Source organism: Stenotrophomonas sp. GQ19 (assembly GCF_059758695.1).
This window is the reverse complement of the sequence record NZ_JCAXES010000002.1, coordinates 546,329-567,580: the sequence shown is the minus strand read 5'-3', so window position 1 is coordinate 567,580 and position 21,252 is coordinate 546,329. Positions and strand designations below refer to the sequence as shown.

Genomic DNA, 21,252 nt, shown 5'->3' with positions numbered 1-21,252 from the left:
GCTGCAGTGCATCGCGAAGGTTACTCATGCGTTGACCGAGGTAGGGGCGCATCCCGATCGACCGCCGATAACCTGCGCAGCGTTCGGTGGTGGCATGACCTGTGTTGAAGGCTGCTTCGTCGCAGGTCATGCGTTCGCCGTGCGGATCGGCAGGGTCGGCGGTCGTTTGGGAACCGACCCTACCGCTGCAGTGCATCGCGAAGGTTACTCATGCGTAGACCGAGGTAGGGTCGCATCCCGATCGACCGCCGATAACCTGCGCAGCGTTCGGTGGTGGCATGACATGTGTTGAAGGCGGCTTCGTTGCAGGGCATGCGTTCGCCGCTCGGATCGGCACGGTCGGCGGTCGTTTGGGAACCGACCCTACCTTCAGCAGGATGCGTTGTCCGACGTGGGTTCGCATCCAGATCCACCGCCGATACCCCGCGCAATTCGCGATGCGTATACCGAGGTAGGGTCGCATCCCGATCGACCGCCGATAACCTGCGCAGGGTTCGGTAGTGGCATGACCTGTGCTGAAGGCGGCTTCGTTGCAGGGCATGCGTTCGCCGCTCGGATCGGCAGGGTCGGCGGTCGTTTGGGAACCGACCCAACCGGCATTTCGGGTCGGGGATAGGTGTAGCCGCTTTATGCCCTGTGTCGCACCAGCAACTGCGTCATCAACGCCCGCAGCGCCGGTGGGCGCACCGGCTTGGACAGGAAGCCCCAGCCGTTCTCCGCCGCCTGCGCCTTCAACGCGTCGTCGCGCTCGGCGGTGACCAGGATCACCGGCGGGCGCGCCTGCCACAGGTCGCACAGGGGGTCGTACAGGTCCGGGCCGTGCCACTGGCCCATGCGTACGTCCAGCAGCAGCAACTGCGGCACGTTGAGTGCCGAGGCGATCTCCAGCGCGGCCTGCGGGCCGTCGGCCAGCTCCACAGCGCAGCCCCAGCGCTCCAGCAGCGCACGGGTGGCGGCGCACACGCGCGGGTCGTCATCGATGCTCCACACCCGGCAATGCCGCAGCGGGCTGTCATCGCCGGCGTCAGCCGCCACGGCCGGCACCGGCGTCGGTGCCGGAATGGCCGCCGCATCGCCCAGCGGCACGCTCACCGCGAACACACTGCCGCGGCCCAGCGTGGAGTGCAGGTGGATGCCATGACCCAGCAGGCGGCCGATGCGTTCGACGATGGCCAGGCCCAGCCCGGCACCGCGCTCCTGTTCGACACCGTCGTCCAGGCGGCGGAACTCTTCGAAAATCTCGCCCTGCAGGCTCTCCGGAATGCCCGGGCCCTGATCGTGCACCTCGATGCGCAGCTGGTCGCCCACGCGCCGGCAGCCCAGCAGCACGCGCCCACGCGGGGTGTAACGCAGCGCGTTGGAGAGGAAATTCTGCAGGATGCGGCGCAACAGCGCCTCGTCGCTGACCACCACCGCGCGGGTGTCCACCCAGCGCAGCTGCAGGCCACGGCTGTCGGCGGCAATGCCGAATTCGCGCGCCAGCGTTTCCAGCAGCGGCGACAGCTCGAAGGCCTGCACCTGGGTCTGCAAGGCGCCCGATTCCAGCCGTGAAATATCCAGCAGGCTGGTCAGGATCGCATCCTGCGCGGCCAGCGCCGCATCCACGTGTTCGCTCAACTCACGTGCATCACCGGCCAGCTTGCCGCGCAGCACCGACACGAACATGCGCGCGGCGTTCAGCGGCTGCAGCAGGTCGTGCACCGCCGAGGCCACGAAGCGGCTCTTGTAGCGGTTGGCCCGCTCGGCCTCGCGGCGCGCCTCGTCCAAGTCGCGGGTGCGCTCGGCCACGCGGTGTTCCAGCGCATCGGCCAGCGAGCGCAGTTCACGCGCGGTGTTCTTGTAGGCGGTGATATCGGCGTAGCTGGTGACAAAGCCGCCATCGGGCAGCGGATTGCCGCGAATCTCCAGCACGGTGCCGTCGTCTTTCTCGCTCTCGCGCATGTGCGGGCGGCCGCTGCGCAGGTGGTTCAAGCGACGCTCGATGGCTTCGTCGATCGGCCCCGGCCCCAGCAGGCCGCGGCGCGCGTTGTAGCGGAAGATCTCCTCGATGGGGCGACCTTCGCGGATCAAGCCGGCCGGGAACTTGAACAGTTCCAGGTAGCGCGCATTCCACGCCACCAGCTTCTGCGTGTTGTCGATCACCACGACGCCCTGCGGCAGGTGCGCCAGACTGCGGCTGAGCCCGCTGTCGGCCTGCTGGGCGGCCTGCAGCACGCCATCCTGCGCGGTGCGCAGCTCCTCGGCATGTTGGGCCAGCACGCTTTCCAGCTCGCGTCGGCTGCGCTGCCGATGCGCATCCAGGCGCCGCCGCTGCTGCACGAACAGCACCAGGAACCCCAGCGCCAACCACGCCGCGCCGCCGCCGATGGCCGCACTGCGCCCGGCGCTGGTGGCCGCGCCGGCATCGTGCAGCAGGTGCAGGTTCCAGTGTTCCTCGGGCAGGGCCAGGCTCTGCCACAGCATCGGCCCGGCCAGCAGGGGGTCGAGCAGGCGCACCATGCGCCCGCCGTTCTCAAGCACATCCTCGGTGCGGACCCGCAGCGGCTGCAGCGAGCGGTCGGCGTACTGCCGCGCTTCCAGCATCTCGCGGCGCTCGCCCGGCCCCAGCGGGCGCAGCAGGCGGTAACGCCAGGCATCGCGGTTGGCCAGGAACACCACGTCGTGCTCGTCGCTGGCCAGCACCACGTCCGGGCTGGACAGCCATTCCTGTTCCAGTGCCGACAACTCGATCTTGATCACCACCACGCCCATGCGGCGGCCGTCTTCCTCGATGGCCTGGGACAGGAAGTAGCCGGGCACGCCGGTGGTCATGCCGATGCCGTAGAAGCGGCCCCGGCCGGTGGCCAGCGCCTGGCGGTAATAGGGGCGGTAGCTGTAGTCCTCGCCCACGTTGCTGCTGGGCTGGTCCCAGTTGCTGGCGGCCACGGCCACGCCGTCGTGGCCGACCAAGGTCAGGGTGGAGGCGCGGGTCACCTGATTGGCGCGTTGCAGTTTCAGGTTGAGGCGCTGCCGGGCGGCGGCATCGGGCACCTGCAGCAGCGCGCGGCGCAGGTCCGGGTCCAGTGCCAGCACCTGCGGCAACGTGCCGAAGCGGTCGATGCGTTGTTGCAGGCCCTGGCCGTACAGTTCCAGCTGGCGCTGCACCTGCGCGCTTTCGGTGGCCAATGCACGTCGCCACGCATAGTGCCCGGCGGCGGCCGCGCACAGCACGGTACCGCCGATCATCAGCAGCAGGGTCAACAACAGGGTGCGGTGGCGGCCGAGCCAGTACATGGCGGCAGTCTACGGGTGTGCGGCGGGCGCGGTGTACACGCCCGCCGCGATGCCGATCAGAAGTGCATCTGGGCGCGCAGCTCGAAGATTTCCGGCGTGGTATGCACGCCGCGACGGCTCGCATCCGCCTTGACGTAGTTGGCCTGGAACTTGAAGTGGCTGGTGAGGTACCAGTTGGCGCCCAGGGTCCAATCGTGCTGGCGGCCACCGAAGACATCGGCGTCGTCCAGGTCCAGGCGGCTGTAACGGGCCACCAGTTCCACCGCGCCGTAGTCATGGGCCGGCTTGATGTTGGCTACCGCGCCGGCGTTGTACGGACGCGATTCCCCGGTGAGCACCCAGCTGGCCATGGCGTACTGGCCGTTGCCGGTGTAGTCCGGCTTGCCTTCACGGGTGACGGTGGTCTGCAGCGCTTCGGCCTGCAGCGAGAACGGGCCACGGATCCAGATGCCTTCCAGGCCGGTACGGCGGATCTGGTCGGCAGTGGCCAGCGCGCCCGAATCCACCAGGCGGATGTCGGTCAGGCCGGCTTCCGGGCGGGCGCGCAGGCGGGCGCTGGCGTCGTGGTGCACATCGCGGCCATCGCGGTAGCCGCGCGGGTTTTCCTGCGAGTAGGCCAGGCCCAGGTGCAGCACGTCGCCGGCGGCCTTGACCGGGGTCCACACCGCACGCACGGCCTGGGTGGTGCCGGGGTTGTCGCCCTGCAGATCCTTGCCGCCGTAGGCGCCGGCCTGCAGCAGGTACTGCGGGCGCTCCAGCACCCATTCGGCACCGGTGCGGCGGCCTTCGTAGAACGCCTGCACGGGCAGGGCGGTTTCCAGGAAGCTGCCGGCGCGCGAGGAGGTGCCCGCATCCAGGCCCACCGGGGTCTTCATGTAGCCGAAGCGGAAGCGGCCGATGTCGCTGCCGAAGAAGGCCTTGCTTTCAAAACGCACGAACACGTCCAGCCAGGTGTCGGCCTGGAAGTCGTAGTACACCATCGCGTCGTACACGCCCTTCTTCTTCAGGGTGGCGCCGAATTCCTTGCGGCGCACCGCGTCATCGTCTTCGATGCCGCTGTTGCCGGAAAAATCGTTGAGGTCGTAGGCGATGTTGGCGGTGGCGGCCAGTTCGGTGCCATCGCTGAAGGCGACCTTGGTCGGCCAGTTGTCGAAATCGGCGGCCGAAGCCAGGGCGGGGGTAGCAGCCAGGCACAGGGCCAGCAGGGTCGGGGTCGGGCGCATGGACGTGCAGCTCTCTCTTTGAGACGGGACAGGACAACAACGGCCGCTGCGCCGGAAACTGTTGCCCAGCCGGCCGCGCGCGCGTCACTTGCCGCCGTGGGGGAGGGCGGTGTGGGGCGCAGTGTAGGCACCCAACGCCACCTGAACCGGGGGGCTAGTACCAATAGGTTATCTGCGTGGCGGTGACTCGCGCGTACAAATGCGTCCATCCGCCGCAACCCCCGACACACGATCCGGGCTGCGGTGTTGCCCACGGAACCGGCCCGCACCCCCTGCAGGCCGGACGCGCCGATACCGTCCCTCCGGAGTCCGCCATGCACATTCCCACCGCCGCCCCCGTCGCGGCCAAGCCGCTGCCGTTCTACCGCCAACTGTATTTCCAGGTGGTGGTGGCGATCGTCCTTGGCGCCATCCTGGGCCACTTCGAGCCGGCCTTTGCCGAATCGCTGAAGCCGCTGGGCGATGCCTTCATCAAGCTGGTGAAGATGATCATCGCCCCGGTCATCTTCCTGACCATCGTCACCGGCATCGCCGGCATGACCCACCTGCGCACGGTGGGCCGGGTGTTCGCCAAGTCGATGGCCTACTTCCTGTTCTTCTCCACCCTGGCCCTGATCGTGGGCATGGTGGTGGCGCACGTGGTCCAGCCCGGCGCCGGCATGAACATCAACCCGGCCGACCTGGACCAGACCGCGGTCCACAGCTACGTGGAAAAGTCCCATGAGCTGACCCTCACCGGCTTTGCGATGGACATCATCCCGGCCACCCTGGTCAGCGCCTTCGTCGACGGCAACATCCTGCAGGTGCTGTTCGTGGCGGTGCTGTTCGGCGTGGCCCTGGCACTGACCGGTGCCAAGGGCCGCCCGGTGCTGACCTTCCTGGAGGCGCTGACCGCCCCGGTATTCCGCCTGGTCCATATCCTGATGAAGGCCGCCCCGATCGGCGCCTTCGGTGCCATCGCCTTCACCATCGGCAAGTACGGGGTGGGTTCGCTGGTCAACCTGGCCTGGCTGGTGGGCTCGTTCTACCTCACCGCCTTCCTGTTCGTGGCGGTCATCCTGGGCGTGGTCTGCCGCCTGTGCGGGTTCTCGGTGTTCAAGCTGGCCCGCTACCTGAAGGCCGAACTGCTGCTGGTGCTGGGCACCTCCTCGTCGGAGTCGGCGCTGCCGTCGCTGATGGAGAAGATGGAGCGCGCCGGCTGCGCCAAGTCGGTGGTGGGCCTGGTGGTGCCCACCGGCTACTCGTTCAACCTGGACGGCACCAACATCTACATGACCCTGGCCGCGCTGTTCATCGCCCAGGCCACCAATACCGAGCTGACCCTGGGCCACCAGATCGCGCTGCTGCTGGTGGCGATGCTGAGCTCCAAGGGCGCCGCCGGCGTCACCGGTGCCGGCTTCATCACCCTGGCCGCCACCCTGGCCGTGGTGCCGGAAGTGCCGGTGGCCGGCATGGCGCTGATCCTGGGCGTGGACCGCTTCATGAGCGAATGCCGCTCGCTGACCAACTTCATCGGCAATGCCGTGGCCACCGTGGTGGTGTCGCGCTGGGAAGGCGCGCTGGACCGCGACCGCCTGGCGCTGGCCCTGGACGGCCGCGAGGCCGAACTGCCGGCGCTGACCACCGACGACCTGCCGTCGCCGCTGACCGCCCCGGCCCGCTGATACCCGTTTGATGCGTGCGTGTGTTGCAGGGCCTGCACCGTCCCCCCGGATGGCAGGCCCTGATTTTTTCATTGACGTACCGCCGCTGATGCGGGTTGTCATCGCACTGCGCCACGCTGCGCATACGCTGCCGAACGGCGCCGATATGTGCGGTTGCAGCATGATCGCGACAGCGTAGCGACAGGTCCATCCACGCCAACGGGGGTATGATCCCCTGTTCCTCTCGCCCATTCATCTGCAGAAAGCGATGTCCAACGAAGATTTCAAACAGGCTGCCCTCGATTACCACCGCATGTCGCCGCCGGGCAAGATCCGCGTCGCAGCGACCAAGCCGATGCTGACCCAGCGTGATCTGTCGTTGGCGTACTCGCCGGGCGTGGCACACGCCTGCGAGGCGATCATGGCCGACCCGCAGCAGGCCAGCGAACTGACCGCCCGCGGCAACCTCGTCGCCGTCATTTCCAACGGCACCGCCGTGCTGGGCCTGGGCAACATCGGCCCGCTGGCCGGCAAGCCGGTGATGGAAGGCAAGGGCGTGCTGTTCCAGAAGTTCGCCGGCATCGATGTGTTCGACATCGAGATCGACGAGAACGACCCGGACAAGCTGGTCGACATCATCGCCTCGCTGGAGCCGACCTTCGGCGGCATCAACCTGGAAGACATCAAGGCCCCGGAGTGCTTCATCGTCGAGCGCAAGCTGCGCGAGCGGATGAACATCCCGGTGTTCCATGACGACCAGCACGGCACGGCGATCATCGTCGGTGCCGCGGTGCTCAACGCCATGGTCGTGACCGGCAAGCGGATCGAAGACGTCAAGCTGGCCACCACCGGCATGGGCGCGGCGGGTATCTCCTGCGTCAACATGCTGGTGTCGCTGGGCCTGAAGAAGGAAAACATCCTGGCCTTCGACCGCGACGGGGTGATCCACACCGGCCGCACCGACCTGGACCCGGAAAAGGCGCGTTACGCACGCGACACCGACAAGCGCACGCTGGCCGAGATCGTCGACGGCGCGGACATCTTCCTGGGCCTGTCGGCGCCGGGCATCCTGACCGCGGACATGGTCAAGACCATGGCCAAGGACCCGGTGATCTTCGCGCTGGCCAACCCGACCCCGGAAATCATGCCGGAAGTGGCCCGTTCGGTGCGTCCGGACGCGCTGATCGGCACCGGCCGTTCGGACTACCCGAACCAGATCAACAACGTGCTGTGCTTCCCGTACCTGTTCCGCGGTGCGCTGGACGTGGGCGCCACGGCGATCAACGAAGAAATGAAGATCGCCTGCGTGCACGCGATCGCCGCGATGGCGCGCCGCGAGGCCAGCGACCTGGGGTCGGCCTATGGCGATGAGACCCCGAGCTTCGGCCGCGATTACCTGATTCCGCGTCCGTTCGACCGCCGCCTGCTGGTGGAGCTGTCGGCCGCCGTGGCGCAGGCCGCGATGGATTCCGGCGTCGCGACCCGTCCGGTCGCCGACATGGGCGCCTACCGCGAAAAGCTGGCCCAGTTCGTCTACCGCACCAGCCTGATGATGAAGCCGGTGTACGACCGTGCGCGCGCCGACAAGCAGCGCGTGGTGTACGCCGAAGGCGAAGAGGAAGTGGTGCTGCGCGCGGTGCAGAACGTGGTGGATGAAGGGCTGGCCCGTCCGATCCTGATCGGCCGCCCGGACGTCATCGAATCGCGCGTGGAGCGCCTGGGCCTGCGCATGAAGGCCGGTGATGATTTCGACATCACCAACATCAACGACGATCCGCGCTTCAACGAGTACTGGCAGTACTACCACAACCTCACCGGGCGTCGCGGCGTGACCGTGGCGGCGGCCAAGAACCTGATGCGTTCGCGGCCGACATTGATTGCCGCGGTGATGGTGGCGCGCGGCGAAGCCGATGCCATGCTCACCGGCGTGGTGGGCCGCTTCCACAAGAAGCTGGGCTACGTGCGCAGCGTGCTGCCGCTGGAATCGAAGGTGACCTCGACCTCGGCGATGACCGGCGTGATCAACCAGCAGGGCGTGTTCTTCTTCGTGGACACCCACGTGCAGGAAGACCCGACCGCCGAGCAGATCTGCGAAGCGACCCTGCAGGCGGCCTACCGCATGAAGCTGTTCGGGATTGAACCGAAGGTGGCGCTGCTGTCGCACTCCAACTTCGGTAGCCACGATTCCCGCGACGCGCTGAAGATGCGCACCGTGCGTTCGCTGCTGCTCAAGCGCAACCCGCGTTTGAACGTGGACGGTGAAATGCAGGGCGACACCGCCTGGGACGAGGCACTGCGCCAGAAGCTGCTGCCCGACAGCACGCTGAAGGGCCGCGCCAACCTGTTCGTGCTGCCCAACCTGGAAGCGGCCAACATCGCCTACAACCTGGTGCGCGTGTTCACCGACGGCGTGGCGATCGGCCCGATCCTGATGGGCGTGGCCAAGCCGGTGCACATCCTGACCACCAGCGCGACCTCGCGCCGCGTGCTCAACATGACCGCCATCGCGGCCGTGGATGCGCAGATCCGCAAGCAGCTGGAGGCGGAGAAGAACGCCTGAGGCGTTCTTCCCCCTGCAGTTGCCAAAACGCGCCCTTCGGGGCGCGTTTTGGTTTCGCGCCGCGAAACCGGTAGCTACCGACCGTTGGTGGGCAGGCGTTCTGCTCTGCCACACGCACGCCGCACCCCGGTCACCCGCCTGCAACCTGCCGAGGGCCCAATACCCCCACGCGGCCCGGCCGCGGCGGCGGGCTACCGGCTCCCGCCGCCCTGGGCCCGACCAGATCCCCTTGAGAGTCCGGAGCCGTGCCATGCGCCATCGAATGACCCGACGCTATTTCCAGCAGTTGTTCGCGTTGTATGCCGGCTTGGTGGGCGCGCGCTGACCCACGAAAGCGTACCGACCCACGGTCGGTACCCGCCGCCCCCTCGCCCAGCGGTCGTCTCAACGCGCCTTTACGTACGCCGCCCACAGCGCCGGCAACGCCATGCCGGTGCGCGCTTTCCACAATGCCGGCGTGTAACGCCCGTCGCGCAATGCGCCATCCAGCGACTTCACCAGCCCCGGATGCTGCGCCTCGCTCCACGACAGAAACGCACCGGTCACCCGGTAGCCCGTGTCGAAGTTCTGCCCGTCCTTCACCGCCGTCGGCAGCGCCCAGCCAGCGGCTGCATTTTCCCGGCCGTAGCGATCCCGGGCGTAGTCGGCAATGCCTTCCACCAGCCAGCCCGGCACGCGCTCATTGGCGTATTCGGGGTAGCCCTGCACGATGTGCATGGCCTCGTGGGTGACCAGGTCGACGTCGTCGGGGTGCTTGGCCAGCCAGGCCGGATTGATCGTGATGGTGGCCGCGCCCTTGCCTTCGCCGACGAAGGCGATGCCGTCGTAGGCGGGGTCGATCACGATCCGCACCTGCGACGGCGCACCGGGATGGAAGTCGGCGCGCTCGCGCACATACGCAGCAAAGAACGTGTCGATGATGCGCGTGCGCATCGGGGCGGCCAGCGCGTCGGCCGGATCGCTGTAGGCCAGCGTCACCCCCTCGCGCTGCTGGCTGGCCTCGAACGCGGCAGCATCGAAAACCACCAACGCCCCCAGCAACACGGTAGTGCCGGCCGCTGGCCGGCTCCACGCCACCATCGGCACACGCACCCGGGTGTTTCCTGCCGCTGGCAGGCTCCACGCCACCATCGGCATACGCACCCGGGTAGTGCCGGCCGCTGGCCGGCTCCCCACAATCCAGGCCGCCGCCCGCTTCAAAAAACCGGTCCTGCCCATTCTCACTGCTCCCCCATCGGCGCCAGCAGCTCCACCTCGGCCAACTGCATCCGCCCCGGCCCGGCAATGCGCAGCCGGTATTCGGCATAGCGACCGGGTTTGCCGATGGCGAACGGCCGGGTCTGCAACGCCCAGGCGAAGTCCTCGCCGCGGCGCTCGTCCAGCGTGACCCAGCGGCCGCCAGCGCGGCGGGCTTCCAGCGTCCACGCACCGCCGCGTATCGCGCCGTTGCCACTGGTCAGCGTGTACATCGACGGCGTGCCATCGCTCACCCCGCTGAACACCACCGTGCCCGCGCCAACCGGCACCGTCGTGCCGGCATCGTCGTCCAGCAGCGCCGGCACCGCGCGGCCGTCGGCGAGCTGCGCGCGTGCGCCGCTGCCCAGCAGGTCATGCAGCAGGGCAGGGCGCTGGCCGCGTGCGGTGAGCGAGCGCGGCGCATCGTCCGGGCCGCTGCCCCAGGTGGAGGGCTGCGGGCCCATCACGAAGTCCAGCGTGGCACCCTTGGCGATCATCTCATGCGGCACCCAGGTCTTCGACCACGGCTTGCCGTTGATCTTCAGCGACTGCACGTACACGTTCTCGCGCGAGTTGTTGGCGGCATTCACCGTCAGCACCGCGCCGCCCTGCAGTGCCACCTTTGCGTGGCGGAACGCCGGTGAACCGATCGCGTATTCGGGCGCGCCCATGCGCAGCGGGTACAGGCCCAGCGAAGCCAGCACGTACCACGCCGAGGTCTCGCCGTTGTCCTCATCGCCCGGGTAGCCCTGGCCGATCTCGCTGCCCACGTACAGCCGCGCCAGGATCTCGCGCACGTGCTGCTGGGTCTTCCACGGCTGGCCGGCGTACAGGTACATCCACGGGATGTGGTGTGCCGGCTGGTTGCTGTGCGCGTACATGCCCATGCGCACGTCGCGCGCTTCGGTCATCTCGTGGATGGTGCCACCGTAGGAGCCGGCGAAGGCGGGATCGGCGGTTTCCGGGGTGGCGAAGAACGTGTCGAGCTTGGCGGCCAGCTGGGCGCGGCCGCCGTACAGCCCGGCCAGGCCCTCGCCGTCGTGCGCGGCGGTGAAGGCGAAGGTCCAGCCGTTGCTCTCGGTGTAGTCGTGGCCCCACACGCGCGGGTCGTAGTCCTTGGCGGTCAGGCGCCAGTTGCCGTCGTCAGTGCGGCCCTGGAAGAACCCGGCGGCCGGGTCGAACAACGTGGCGTAGGTGCCGGCGCGATGGCCGAAGTAGTCGGCCTCCGTGGCATAGCGTTCGCGTGCGGCGGCGCTGGTGGCGCGCTTGGCCAGGGCCTGGGCCATGTTGGCGATGCCGAAGTCGTTGAGCGCGCCCTCCATCGTCCACGACATGCCCTCGTGCACGTCGGCACTGGCGTAGCCCCGGAAGGTGGACCGGTCCATGCCCTTGCGCCCGACATGGCGGTCCGGCGGCACCACGGTGGCGTTCTTCAGTGCGGCCGCGTACGCCTCTTCCGGATCGAAGCCGCCGATGCCCTTCAGCCAGGCATCGGCGAAGGCCACGTCCGAACTGGTGCCCACCATCAGGTCGGCATAGCCCGGCGAGGACCAGCGCGCCACCCAGCCGCCGGCGCGGTACTGCTCCAGGAAGCCCTGCACCAGCGCACCGGCGTCGTCCTTGGTGAACAACGCATAGGCCGGCCAGGTGGTGCGGAAGGTGTCCCAGAAACCGTTGTTGACGTACACCTTGCCGTCGCGCACCGGGGCGAAGCTGCGCGTGGCGCTGCCGTCGGTGTTGTCCTCGGCGGCGCTGGCCTGGCTGGCGTAGCGCCATTCGGGCGCGGCGGCGCTGCCCACGTTTTCGTGGCCGGAATTGGGGTACAGGTACAGGCGATAGAGGCTGGAATACAGCGTGGTTTTCTGGTCGTCGCTGGCATCGCCGATGTCGAACGGAGCCAGCCGTGCATCCCACGCGTCCTGCGCGCGCCCAGCCACGCGGTCGAGCGTGTCATCGGCGGCCAGTTCCAGGGCCAGGTTGTGGCGGGCCTGCTCCACGGAGATCAACGAGGTGGCAATGCGCATGGTGACCGTGCGCGTGCTGCCGGCATCGAACTTGATGTAGCCGGTGGGGCGGCCGGTCTTGATCTGACCGCTGCTGCGCCAGGGCGCGTCGAAGCTGGCCACCACGTACATGCGGGTGGCGCCGTTGGACAGGCCGCTGCGGGTGTCGGTGTAGCCGGACAGCGTCTGCGTGGCCGCATCCAAGGTCAGCCCACCGCGGGCGTCGACGTTGTCGAACAGCAGGTTGGCGTCCCCCTTTTCCGGGAAGGTGAACTGGAACAGCGCGGCATGGTCGGTGGGCGCGATCGACGCGGCGATGCCGTTGTCGAAACGCACGTCGTAACGGTAGGGGCGCGCACGTTCGTTGTCGCGCGAGAACGACAGCGCGCGTTTGCTGCGGTCGGCCTCGGGCACGCCGCGGCCGCTGGACGGCATCACCTGGAAGGTCTGGCGGTCGCCCATCCACGGGCTGGGCTGGTGGCTCAGGGCCAGCGCCTGCAGCTGCGGCCGGTTGCGCGCGTCGTTCTGTTCGCTCCAGCGGTACAGCCAGTTCAACGCGCCGGCATCGGTCACCGGGGTCCAGAAGTTGAAGCCGTGCGGCACCGCCGTGGCGGGGAAGTTATTGCCGCGCGAGAAGGTGCCGTTGGCCTGCGTGCCGCGCGTGGTCAGCACCCAGTCCGACGCGCGCTGCGGGGCAGTGCGGGGTTGCGCGGCCAGCTGCACGTCGTCGATCCAGCCCGACACCGGCGCCCCGGCCGCACTGGCCACCTGCAGTTCCACCGCCACCACGCGGCGACCGCGCAGCGCCGGCACCTCGCCCAGGCGCACGGCCTTGCGTGCCCACTGCTGCGGGTACAACGTCTTCGAGTCGCCCTGCGCGGCGGCGCCCAGCGCACTGCCGTGCTGGTCGCGCGCGTCGCTGGCCGAGACCCGGCTGCCGTCGTCCAGCAGCAGGTCCAGCGACACGTAGGTGGAGGCCACGGTGTCCGTGCCGACGATCTCCGGCAGCACCAGCCAGCTCAGCGTGGTGTCGGCCTCGATGGTCACGTCGGTGTTGAACAGGCGGCGCTGCTGGGTGCCGCCGCTGCCGGTGTAATGCAGAGCACGCAGGCCGCTGTAGCCGACCCCGGGCTTGGCCGCATACGGCGCGCGCGGACCGCCGCCCACTTCCACCTGCAGGGCCTGCTTGCCGGCAAGCGGGGCCGGTTCGCCGCGCTCGAAGGAGGTCTGCAGGCCCTGGCCCAAGGCGGGCAGGGCCAGCGAGGCGCACGCCACAGCAAGGGCGAGGGGCAGCAGGGCGTGGCGGGCAGGGCGCGGGGCAGGCAGGGTCATGCAGGGAACTCCCGGGAAGGGCAGGCGGCAGGCAGAGCCCGCATCGGCGACCTCGGCAGACAGGCACCACCCCGGCCGCCGGGGGCGGACACAAGGGCGATGCAGGTCCGGCGGGGGACGGGCCATGCGATCGGGGCAGGAATCGAACCGGACCGATGCTGCAACAGCCGGGGCGATGCTGGCAAGTGCCATTTAGTTCGATCCAAACCCGGAAAATCAGCCTGTTGCGGGCGCGGTTGACAGTTTCTTTGGATCGATTTAAAAAGAACGGTGCTGTGCGCCGAAGGTAGGTCCCGGGCGGCATGTGTCGGTCTGCGCGAGGACGGCGATGCAACAGCCCCGGGTGCTAGAATCACCCCCTTCGCAATTCCTTTGTGTGTGTCCACGCCATGAGCCATACCGCCACTGCGCCCGCCAACGCCGAGAAGCGCTACACCGTGCATCGCGCCGACCTGCCGCTGAGCTGCCCGACCCCGGAAATGGCGCTGTGGAATTCGCACCCGCGCGTGTACCTGCCGATCGAAGACGAGCCCAACTGCGAGGCCAAGTGCCCGTACTGCGGCGCCGTGTTCGTGCTGGCCGACTAAGTCAGCGCTGCTCCCGTGCGCCGACTGACCGTGGTGCAGCTGCTGCCGGCGCTGCACTCCGGCGGGGTCGAACGCTCCACCCTTGAAATCGCCTCTGCCCTGGTTGCCGCCGGCCACCGGGCCATCGTCGTGTCTGCGGGTGGACGACTGGTCGAGCCGCTGCTGGCCAGCGGCGCCGAACACCTCACCCTGGACATCGGCCGCAAGTCGCTGCTGACCCTGCGCCACGTGCGCAGCCTGCGCACCCTGTTCGCCGAAGTGGGCGCCGACATCGTGCATGCGCGCTCGCGCCTGCCGGCCTGGCTGGGCCTGTACGCCCTGCGCAGCCTTACCGAGGCCCAGCGCCCGCGTTGGGTCACCACCGTGCACGGGCTGAACTCGCCGGGCCGCTACAGCGCGGTGATGACCAGTGGCGAGCGGGTGATCTGCGTGTCCAACACGGTGCGCAGCTTCGTGCAGACGCACTACCCCCGGGTGCCTGCCGAGCGCCTGCAGGTGATTCCGCGCGGCGTGGACGTGGCCCAGTTCCCGCGCGTGGCGCGCACCGATCGCCGCGCCCGTCTGGCGGTGGCCGCCCAGCACCCGACGCTGGCCGGCGATGCGCCGCTGTTGTTGCTGCCTGGCCGTGGCACCCGGTTGAAGGGCCACCGGCATGCGCTGCAGCTGCTGGCCGGCCTGCATGCGTCCGGTGTGCCCGCCACGTTGTGGATGCCGGGCACCCGCGAGCCGGGCCGCGAGGCCTATGTAGCCGAACTGGAGGCACAGGCACGCACCCTGGGCGTCGCCGATGCGGTGCTGATGACCGCGCCCACCACGCGCATCGCCCAGGCCTACGCGGCCAGCGACCTGGTGCTGCAGGTGTCGGACAAGCCCGAAGCATTCGGCCGCACCGTGGTTGAAGCGCTGTCGGTGGGGCGCCCGGTGCTGGGCTGGAACCACGGTGGCGTGGGTGAACTGCTGACGCAGCTGCAACCCTCTGGTGCGGTAGCCTTGCACGACGGTGCGGCGCTGCTGTCGCGTGCGCTGCAGCTGCTGCAGCAACCGCCCAGCCTGCCTGCCCGGATTCCTTTCACCTTGCAGGCGATGCAGCGTGACACCCTCAAGCTCTACACCTCCCTTGCCAGCTGAGCCGGTGCTTGTGCCCGGCTCCCCGGCGTCCCGCGCCGGTCGCTGGGCGCCGTGGTGGGTGCTGGCGTTCGTGGCACTGTGGCCGTTGCCCGGCATCGCCGAAAGCGTGCTGGTGCTGGGCGCGCTGTATGCCGCCGTGCGCATGGTGCAGCTGCGCATGCAGGGCAAACAGCACCTGCTGAGCAGCCCGGCATGGGCGCTGACCAGCATCCTGTTCCTGGGCTACTGGCTGCCGCAGGCGTTTTCCGCGTTCGATGCGATCGACCCGGCGACGGCCTGGCGCAAGACCGCGGCCGGCCTTCGCTACCTGCCCTTCATGTGGCTGGTGGCGATTGCCGTGGCCACCCCGCAGCGGCGGCGTCTGACGCTCGGCGGCATCGCGCTGATCACCGCGGTGTGGACCGCCGATGCGCTGGCCCAGGCCGCCTTCGGCAGCAGTGCGTTGTTCTGGTCGCTGGACCAGCTCAAGCAACTGGTGAGTGGGCACGGCCTGTGCAACGCCGCTGAAGTGGCTGCCGTGGACCGGCTCAGCGGCGTGCTGGGGCCGTGCAACCTGAAATTTGGCCAGGTCCTGGCCAGCCTCTCCCCGTTCCTGCTGTTTGCCGCCGCGCGACGCGGCGGACTGTGGGGCTGGGGCGTGGCCGCTGCCGCAGTGGGCGTGGTGCTGGTGCTGGCCGGCTCGCGTGCTGCGTGGCTAACCTATGCGCTGGTTGTGGCGTACTCCGGCTGGCGCCTGCTCGGCGCGCGCGCGTTGATCGGGTGTCTGGCCATCGGGCTGGTGGCCGCGGTAACGATCGGATTTGGTTCCAGCCAGGTGCGTGAGCGCGTGGCGCGCACCGCGATGGCGTGGGAAGGCGACGGCGACGGCGTCAACCAGGCGTTGTCCGGGCGCGCGCAGATCTGGGCAGCGGCCGGTTGCATGATTGCCGACCACCCCGTCAACGGTGTGGGTGCGCGCGGGTTCCGCGATGCGTACCCGGGCTGCAACCCCGCACCGCAGGCGCAGGAAGTGTGGGGCGAAGGCCCGGCGCTGCACGCGCACCAGATCGTGCTGGAAATCCTCGCTGAAACCGGCGTACTGGGCCTGCTGCTGTGGCTGGCCGCCGCCGCCCAGGCCTGGCGCGCGTGGCGTTTCGCGCCGCTGCCAGCCCGCGAACGCGCCCGCCCGGCCATGCTGGCGCTGGCGGTCACCGTGTTCCCGCTCAACACCCACCTGGCGTTCTATTCCACCTTCTGGGGCGGGCTGACGCTGCTGCTGGCCGCGCTGTATGCCGGCAGCCTGTTGGCGCGGGACGACGCCCACCCGGACGCGTGATCGGCAGGCGAAGTACCGACCAACGGTCGGTACCTACCGAGGATGCCGCGCCCCACCCGGTAGCGCACGACCGTTGGTCGTGAGGCGTTCCCGGTCGTGCGGCGTTTTCGGTCGTCAGGCATCCCGGTCACGACGCACGCACTGAAAACACCATCCGGTTTTACCGGTAATAATCGCTGCGGCCGCCGGGCTGGCGCTTGAAGCGGCGGTGGATCCACAGGTACTGGTCCGGTGCTTCGCGCACCATCGCTTCGATGGCCTGGTTGACGCGTGCGGTATCGGCTTCCACATCCTCGCTGGGGAAATTCTCCAGCGGCGCGCCGATCTTGAGGAAGTACCGGCCGCCTTCGCGGCGATGGAAATACGGCACCACCGCGCAACCGGTCATGCGGGACAACTGGTGGGTGGCGGTGATGGTGGCGGCGGTGTGCCCGAAGAACGGCACGAACACGGTGTCCTTGCCGCGCATGTCCTGGTCCGGGGCGTACCACAGGAACCCGCCCTTCTTCAGGTGGCGCACCGTGGCGCGGATGTCCTCGTTGGCATACATCGCCTTGGCATAGCGCAGCCGGCCGAACTTCACCGCCCATTCGTACACCGGGTTGCGGTGCTTGCGGTACATGCCCGACAGATCCACGTGGTCGCACAACAGGCGCCCGCACATCTCCAGCGTCATGAAGTGGCCCGAGACCAGCAGCACGCCGCGGCCTTCGGCCTGCAGGCGCTGCAGGTGCTCCAGCCCTTCGATCTGCACCTGCGGGCGGATGCTGTCGATGCTGCCCCACCAGGCCCGGGCGAACTCGAAGATGCCCACGCCCAGGGCGTCGAAGCTGTCGCGCAGCAGGCGCTGCCGCCAGGCCTCGTCCTTCTCCGGGAAGCACAGGCGCAGGTTGACCTCGGCCGCGCGCCGGCGGCTGCCGGCCAGGCGGTAGGCCACGGTGCCCACGCCGCGGCCCAGCGCGCGCTGCAGCATCCAGGGCAGCCGGGCCACGCCGAAGGCGGCGAACATGACGGCGAACATCGGCCAGTTGCGCGGGTCGCGCAGGGACGGGCGGGTGGCGGTGGAAGCGTTATCTGACATGGATTGGATTCTAATGGATGCATCCCGGCAGGCCCATCACGGCGGTGCGGGATGCCTTCCCCGCGCCGCTCCCGTATCCTCTGCGCATGCGCAAAAGCCCTGTCGAATGGATCCTGCGCGGCCTGTACTCGGCCGTGTTGTACCTGTTGCTGCCGATCACCGTGTACCACCTGGTCTGGCGCGGGTTCCGGGTGCGTGAGTACTTCCGCCGCTGGGACGAGCGTTACGCTTCCTATCCGCACCCCAGCGGGCAGCCGCGGGTGTGGCTGCATGCGGTGTCGGTGGGCGAGGTCAACGCCGCTGCACCGCTGGTCAATGCCCTGCGTACGTTGCGCCCGGATATTCGTTGGGTGATCACCACCATCACCCCGACCGGCTCCGAACGCGTACGCGCGCTGTGGGGCGACGCCCTGGACCATGTCTACCTGCCCTACGACGTGCCGGGCAGCGTCGGCCGCTTCCTTGGCCACTTCAAGCCCAGCCTGGCGCTGATCCTGGAAACCGAGCTGTGGCCGAACATGCTGTTCGGCTGCCGGGACCGGGGCATTCCGGTGTACATCCTCAACGCGCGGCTGTCGGCGCGCTCGCTGCGCGGGTATCGCCTGCTGAGGTCATTGATCGGGCGCGCGCTGCGCACGGTCACCTGCGTGGCCGCGCAGTCGCAGGACGATGCGGAGCGCTTCATCCAGCTCGGTGCACGTCCCGAGCAGGTGCAGGCGCTGGGCAACCTGAAGTTCGATATCGCCGCACCCAACGTGCAGGCCTTCGTGGCCCAGTTCCATGCGCTGGTGCCGGGTGATCGCCCGGTGTGGATCGCCGCCAGCACCCATGAAGGCGAAGAGCAGGCCACCATCGACCTGCACCGGCGCCTGCGCGAGGCACTGCCGGGCCTGCTGCTGTTGTGGGCGCCGCGCCATCCCGAGCGCTTCCCGCGGGTGGAGGCACTGGCCCGCGAGCAGGGCTGGAAGGTGGCCACGCGCCGCCAGCAGCAGTGGCCGCAGGCCGACACCGACGTGTTCGTGATCGACACGCTGGGCGAGCTGATGTCCTTCTACGGCTGTGCGCAGGTCGCCTTCGTCGGCGGCAGCCTGCAGGCGATCGGCGGCCACAACCTGCTGGAACCGGCAGCCATGGGAACGGCGTCGGTGACCGGCCCGCACCTGCACAACTTCGCCGAGATCTCCCGGCGCATGCGCGAGGCCGGTGCGGTGGTGATCGCCGACGATGCACAGGGCGTGGGCGATGCGCTGTTGACCCTGCTGCGCGATCCGCAGGCGCGCGAAGACATGGCCCGCGCCGGCTGCATGCTGGTCAGCAATGGACGCGGCGCGCTCGACCGCACCGTGGCGCTCATCGCCCCGCACCTGCCGCCGCCGGTGGCGTGAGCTCCGGCGGCAGCAGGCCGCTTATGCCGCTGCCACCAGCAGGTCGCCCAGGAACAGGTAGGCGAAGCCGAAGTAGATGAACACGCCGATCAGATCCATGATCGAGGTGATCATCGGCGACGACAGCGTGGCCGGGTCGGTGCCGATCCGGCGCGCCGCAAACGGCAGCAGCGCGCCGATGATGCCGCCCAGCGCGGTGCACACCAGCATGCTGGAGCCGACCACCAGCAGCACGTCCATGCCCACGCCCTTGCTGAAGTACGCCAGGACGGCTTCCAGCACGGCGATGGTGACGCCCAGACCGGCGGCCACCGGCAGCTCGCGCCGCACCACGAACCACACGTCGCGCCAGCTCAGCTTCAACTCGCCCAGCGCCATGCTGCGGATCACCAGCGTGGCCGACTGGCTGCCGGTGTTGCCGCCCATGTCCACGATCGGGGCGATGAACGCGGCGAGCACGATCACCTGCGACAGCAGCTCCTCCTGCGCGGCCACGAAGGTGCTGGTGAGGATGCCGAAGCCGGTCAGGATCGCCAGCCAGAACACGCGCACCCGGAACATCTGCTTCAGCGGCGTGGTGCGTACATCCAGGTCGTTGCCCTGCGCGCTCACCGTGCCGCCGAAGCGCGCCAGCTGCGCGGCATCCTGTTGCTTCTCGATGTCCATCGCATCGTCGACGGTGACGATGCCGATCATGCGCCCGTCGGCATGGGTGACCGGCAGCGCCAGCAGGTCGTAGCGGCGGATCAATTCGGCAGCCTGCAGCTGCGGCCAGTAGGCATCGGCGGTGGTGGGCGGGCTGCGCATGATCGATTCGATCGGCGCGTTGCCGTCGGCCAGCACCAGGTCGCGCAGCGAGACGTTGCCGTGCAGGCGCTGGTCGAGGTCGAGCACGAAAATGATGTCGATGGTCTCCTTGTCCAGTGCGGTATGCCGCAGGTGGGCGATGGCGTCGGCCACCGTCATCTGCGGGGCCAGGCAGGCGTAGTCGGAGGTAGTCACCGCGCCCACGGTGCCCTCGGGGTAGGCCGCCATGCGCAGCAGGTCATCGCGCTCGACCTTGGCCAGCGCGGGCAGCAGGTGCTGGCGTGCCGCATCATCGAGGCGGTGGTAGAGGTCGGCGCGGTCGTCGGACGGCAAGTGCTCGAACAGCGTTACCACGGCGTCGCGTGGCATCACAGTGAGCAGTGCGTCCTGCGCACCGTCGGGAAAGTGGGCGAACAGCTCGGCACGTGCGGGCGCTGGCAACAGCATCAGCAGGTCCAGGGTGGCCTCAGTGCCGAACAGATCGAGCGCTTCGACCAGATCCAATGCATGCGTGGTGCTGGCGATGCTGGCAAAGGCAGCGGCATCGCGCGAGCGGATCAGGGTGCGGATCGAGAACAGAAGGTCTTCGCGGTTCATGGAATTCTCCAGCAGGTAGCAATGGGGCAGGCCGCAGCGGGCATCGGGAGCGACGCTGGCGCGCCAGGCGGTCAGTGGACGAAGTGACGCGGTGCGACAGGCGACGCGCGCAACCGCGGCTCAGGGCAGGGCGGCGAGATTGAAGCCCAACGTCAGCCACTGCCCGTTGGGGTGGTGGTGCACGCGCCCGGCGAGCAGGTCCACGCTGGCACCGGGCCACAGCAGCCGGCGCAGACCGATCTGGCTGCTGCGCTGGCGGTCGGCATCGCGCGCGCTTTCGGCCAGCAGTGACCAGTCGCGGTGCAGCGCGACCTCGATGCCGACGCCGCTGGTGCGCCCCTGTCCGTGTGCGTGGTGGGCCCAGCCGAGGTTGAGGTGCAGCTGCACCCGGTCCTGCGCATCCAGCGCGACAGTCAGCGGAACCGTGAGGTTCCAGTCATCGCCGCGCGGTCGGTGCGTGGTGCCGCCCAGGCCGGCGCTGGCGGCCAGGCCCCAGCGTCGCTCCTTCCGCTCGACCACCACGCGCTTGGCGCCCATGGCCCATTGGGTGGATGGCTGGCCCGGCAGGCGGGTGAGGCCGAGCGACCATTCGGTATCGGCCACGGTGCAGGCCGGCACGGCTGTCCATTCCTGGCCGTCGCGGGTATGCCGCACCCAGCTTTCCAGCTGGCAATGGTGCGCATCGGTGATGCTGGCATCGTCCACCAGCAGGCTGGCGGCGGCGCGGGTATCGAGGGGAAGCACGGCCGCGCTCAACAACAGCGGGACCAGTACACGGCAATGGTGCATGGGCAATCTCCAGGCAATCGGAAACGCCAGCGGCACCCTCGTCGGGGTCGTTGGAAACGGCGATGCAGGTGATGCGAGGCGGGCGCATCATGCGATGCGCGGGCAAGCCCCGTCCTGTGCGGACGGAGCCAACCTTGGGGTCAGCGGGTCCGTCGGCTCAGGAGCAGCAACGAGGTCGACTATGACTGTCCAAGGAGGGGTCTCTGGGCGAAGGGAAGGGTGGTGCGGGGCGGACGTTAGAGCGTGGCGATGGCACGGTCAAGCGCATTTCGGCGATCTATACCAAGGTATCG

The 21,252-nt window shown here is 68.8% G+C and carries 13 protein-coding genes; 6 read left to right on the top strand and 7 right to left on the bottom strand.

Annotated elements, in window-relative coordinates:
- Positions 1-627 precede the first annotated feature (627 nt).
- Positions 628-3,273 carry a hybrid sensor histidine kinase/response regulator gene (locus AC6CHL_RS06510; RefSeq protein WP_498293882.1) on the bottom strand — a complete coding sequence of 882 codons (2,646 nt, stop codon included), beginning with the start codon at positions 3,271-3,273 and terminating at the stop codon, positions 628-630.
- 56 nt (positions 3,274-3,329) lie between these two features.
- Complete coding sequence (locus AC6CHL_RS06505; RefSeq protein WP_447595595.1) at positions 3,330-4,496, bottom strand: OprO/OprP family phosphate-selective porin; 1,167 nt, start codon at positions 4,494-4,496, stop codon at positions 3,330-3,332.
- Positions 4,497-4,810: 314 nt separating this feature from the next.
- On the opposite strand from AC6CHL_RS06505, the gene AC6CHL_RS06500 reads away from it, so the two are divergent.
- Positions 4,811-6,160 carry a dicarboxylate/amino acid:cation symporter gene (locus AC6CHL_RS06500; RefSeq protein WP_038686359.1) on the top strand — a complete coding sequence of 450 codons (1,350 nt, stop codon included), beginning with the start codon at positions 4,811-4,813 and terminating at the stop codon, positions 6,158-6,160.
- Positions 6,161-6,407: 247 nt separating this feature from the next.
- Positions 6,408-8,699, top strand: coding sequence for an NADP-dependent malic enzyme (locus AC6CHL_RS06495; protein WP_038686361.1), 2,292 nt, complete (start codon positions 6,408-6,410; stop codon positions 8,697-8,699).
- Positions 8,700-9,083: 384 nt separating this feature from the next.
- On the opposite strand, the gene AC6CHL_RS06490 is transcribed toward AC6CHL_RS06495, so the two are convergent.
- Both AC6CHL_RS06490 and AC6CHL_RS06485 read right to left on the bottom strand, forming a co-directional pair.
- A complete protein-coding gene (locus AC6CHL_RS06490) occupies positions 9,084-9,791 on the bottom strand; it encodes a basic secretory protein-like protein (protein WP_498293880.1) in 708 nt (235 codons plus the stop codon).
- Positions 9,792-9,919: 128 nt separating this feature from the next.
- Complete coding sequence (locus AC6CHL_RS06485; protein ID WP_498293878.1) at positions 9,920-13,270, bottom strand: GH92 family glycosyl hydrolase; 3,351 nt, start codon at positions 13,268-13,270, stop codon at positions 9,920-9,922.
- 389 nt (positions 13,271-13,659) lie between these two features.
- Here AC6CHL_RS06485 and AC6CHL_RS06480 point away from each other — a divergent pair, with 389 nt between their 5' ends.
- From AC6CHL_RS06480 to AC6CHL_RS06470, 3 genes are read left to right on the top strand one after another with little or no spacing between them, the layout of a single operon-like run.
- Complete coding sequence (locus AC6CHL_RS06480) at positions 13,660-13,857, top strand: zinc-finger domain-containing protein (protein WP_312239123.1); 198 nt, start codon at positions 13,660-13,662, stop codon at positions 13,855-13,857.
- A gap of 15 nt (positions 13,858-13,872) precedes the next feature.
- Positions 13,873-14,985 (top strand): glycosyltransferase, encoded by a 1,113-nt coding sequence (locus AC6CHL_RS06475; RefSeq protein WP_498293877.1) that lies wholly within the window; start codon positions 13,873-13,875, stop codon positions 14,983-14,985.
- Between the two features lie 10 nt (positions 14,986-14,995).
- Positions 14,996-16,300 carry an O-antigen ligase family protein gene (locus AC6CHL_RS06470; RefSeq protein ID WP_498293875.1) on the top strand — a complete coding sequence of 435 codons (1,305 nt, stop codon included), beginning with the start codon at positions 14,996-14,998 and terminating at the stop codon, positions 16,298-16,300.
- A 160-nt stretch (positions 16,301-16,460) separates the two neighbouring features.
- Here AC6CHL_RS06470 and AC6CHL_RS06465 read toward each other — a convergent pair whose 3' ends face one another.
- Positions 16,461-17,381: an LpxL/LpxP family Kdo(2)-lipid IV(A) lauroyl/palmitoleoyl acyltransferase gene (locus AC6CHL_RS06465; protein ID WP_038686370.1), complete on the bottom strand. Its 921-nt coding sequence runs from the start codon at positions 17,379-17,381 to the stop codon at positions 16,461-16,463.
- 86 nt (positions 17,382-17,467) lie between these two features.
- Between AC6CHL_RS06465 and waaA the strand changes: the two genes are divergently transcribed.
- Positions 17,468-18,766 carry a lipid IV(A) 3-deoxy-D-manno-octulosonic acid transferase gene (gene waaA / locus AC6CHL_RS06460; protein ID WP_498293873.1) on the top strand — a complete coding sequence of 433 codons (1,299 nt, stop codon included), beginning with the start codon at positions 17,468-17,470 and terminating at the stop codon, positions 18,764-18,766.
- Positions 18,767-18,787: 21 nt separating this feature from the next.
- On the opposite strand, the gene mgtE is transcribed toward waaA, so the two are convergent.
- On the bottom strand, positions 18,788-20,170 hold the full coding sequence (mgtE, locus tag AC6CHL_RS06455) for a magnesium transporter (protein WP_498293872.1): 1,383 nt from the start codon (positions 20,168-20,170) through the stop codon (positions 18,788-18,790).
- Positions 20,171-20,290: 120 nt separating this feature from the next.
- Positions 20,291-20,959, bottom strand: coding sequence for a PA4824 family protein (locus tag AC6CHL_RS06450; RefSeq protein WP_498293870.1), 669 nt, complete (start codon positions 20,957-20,959; stop codon positions 20,291-20,293).
- Between the last annotated feature and the right edge of the window lie 293 nt (positions 20,960-21,252).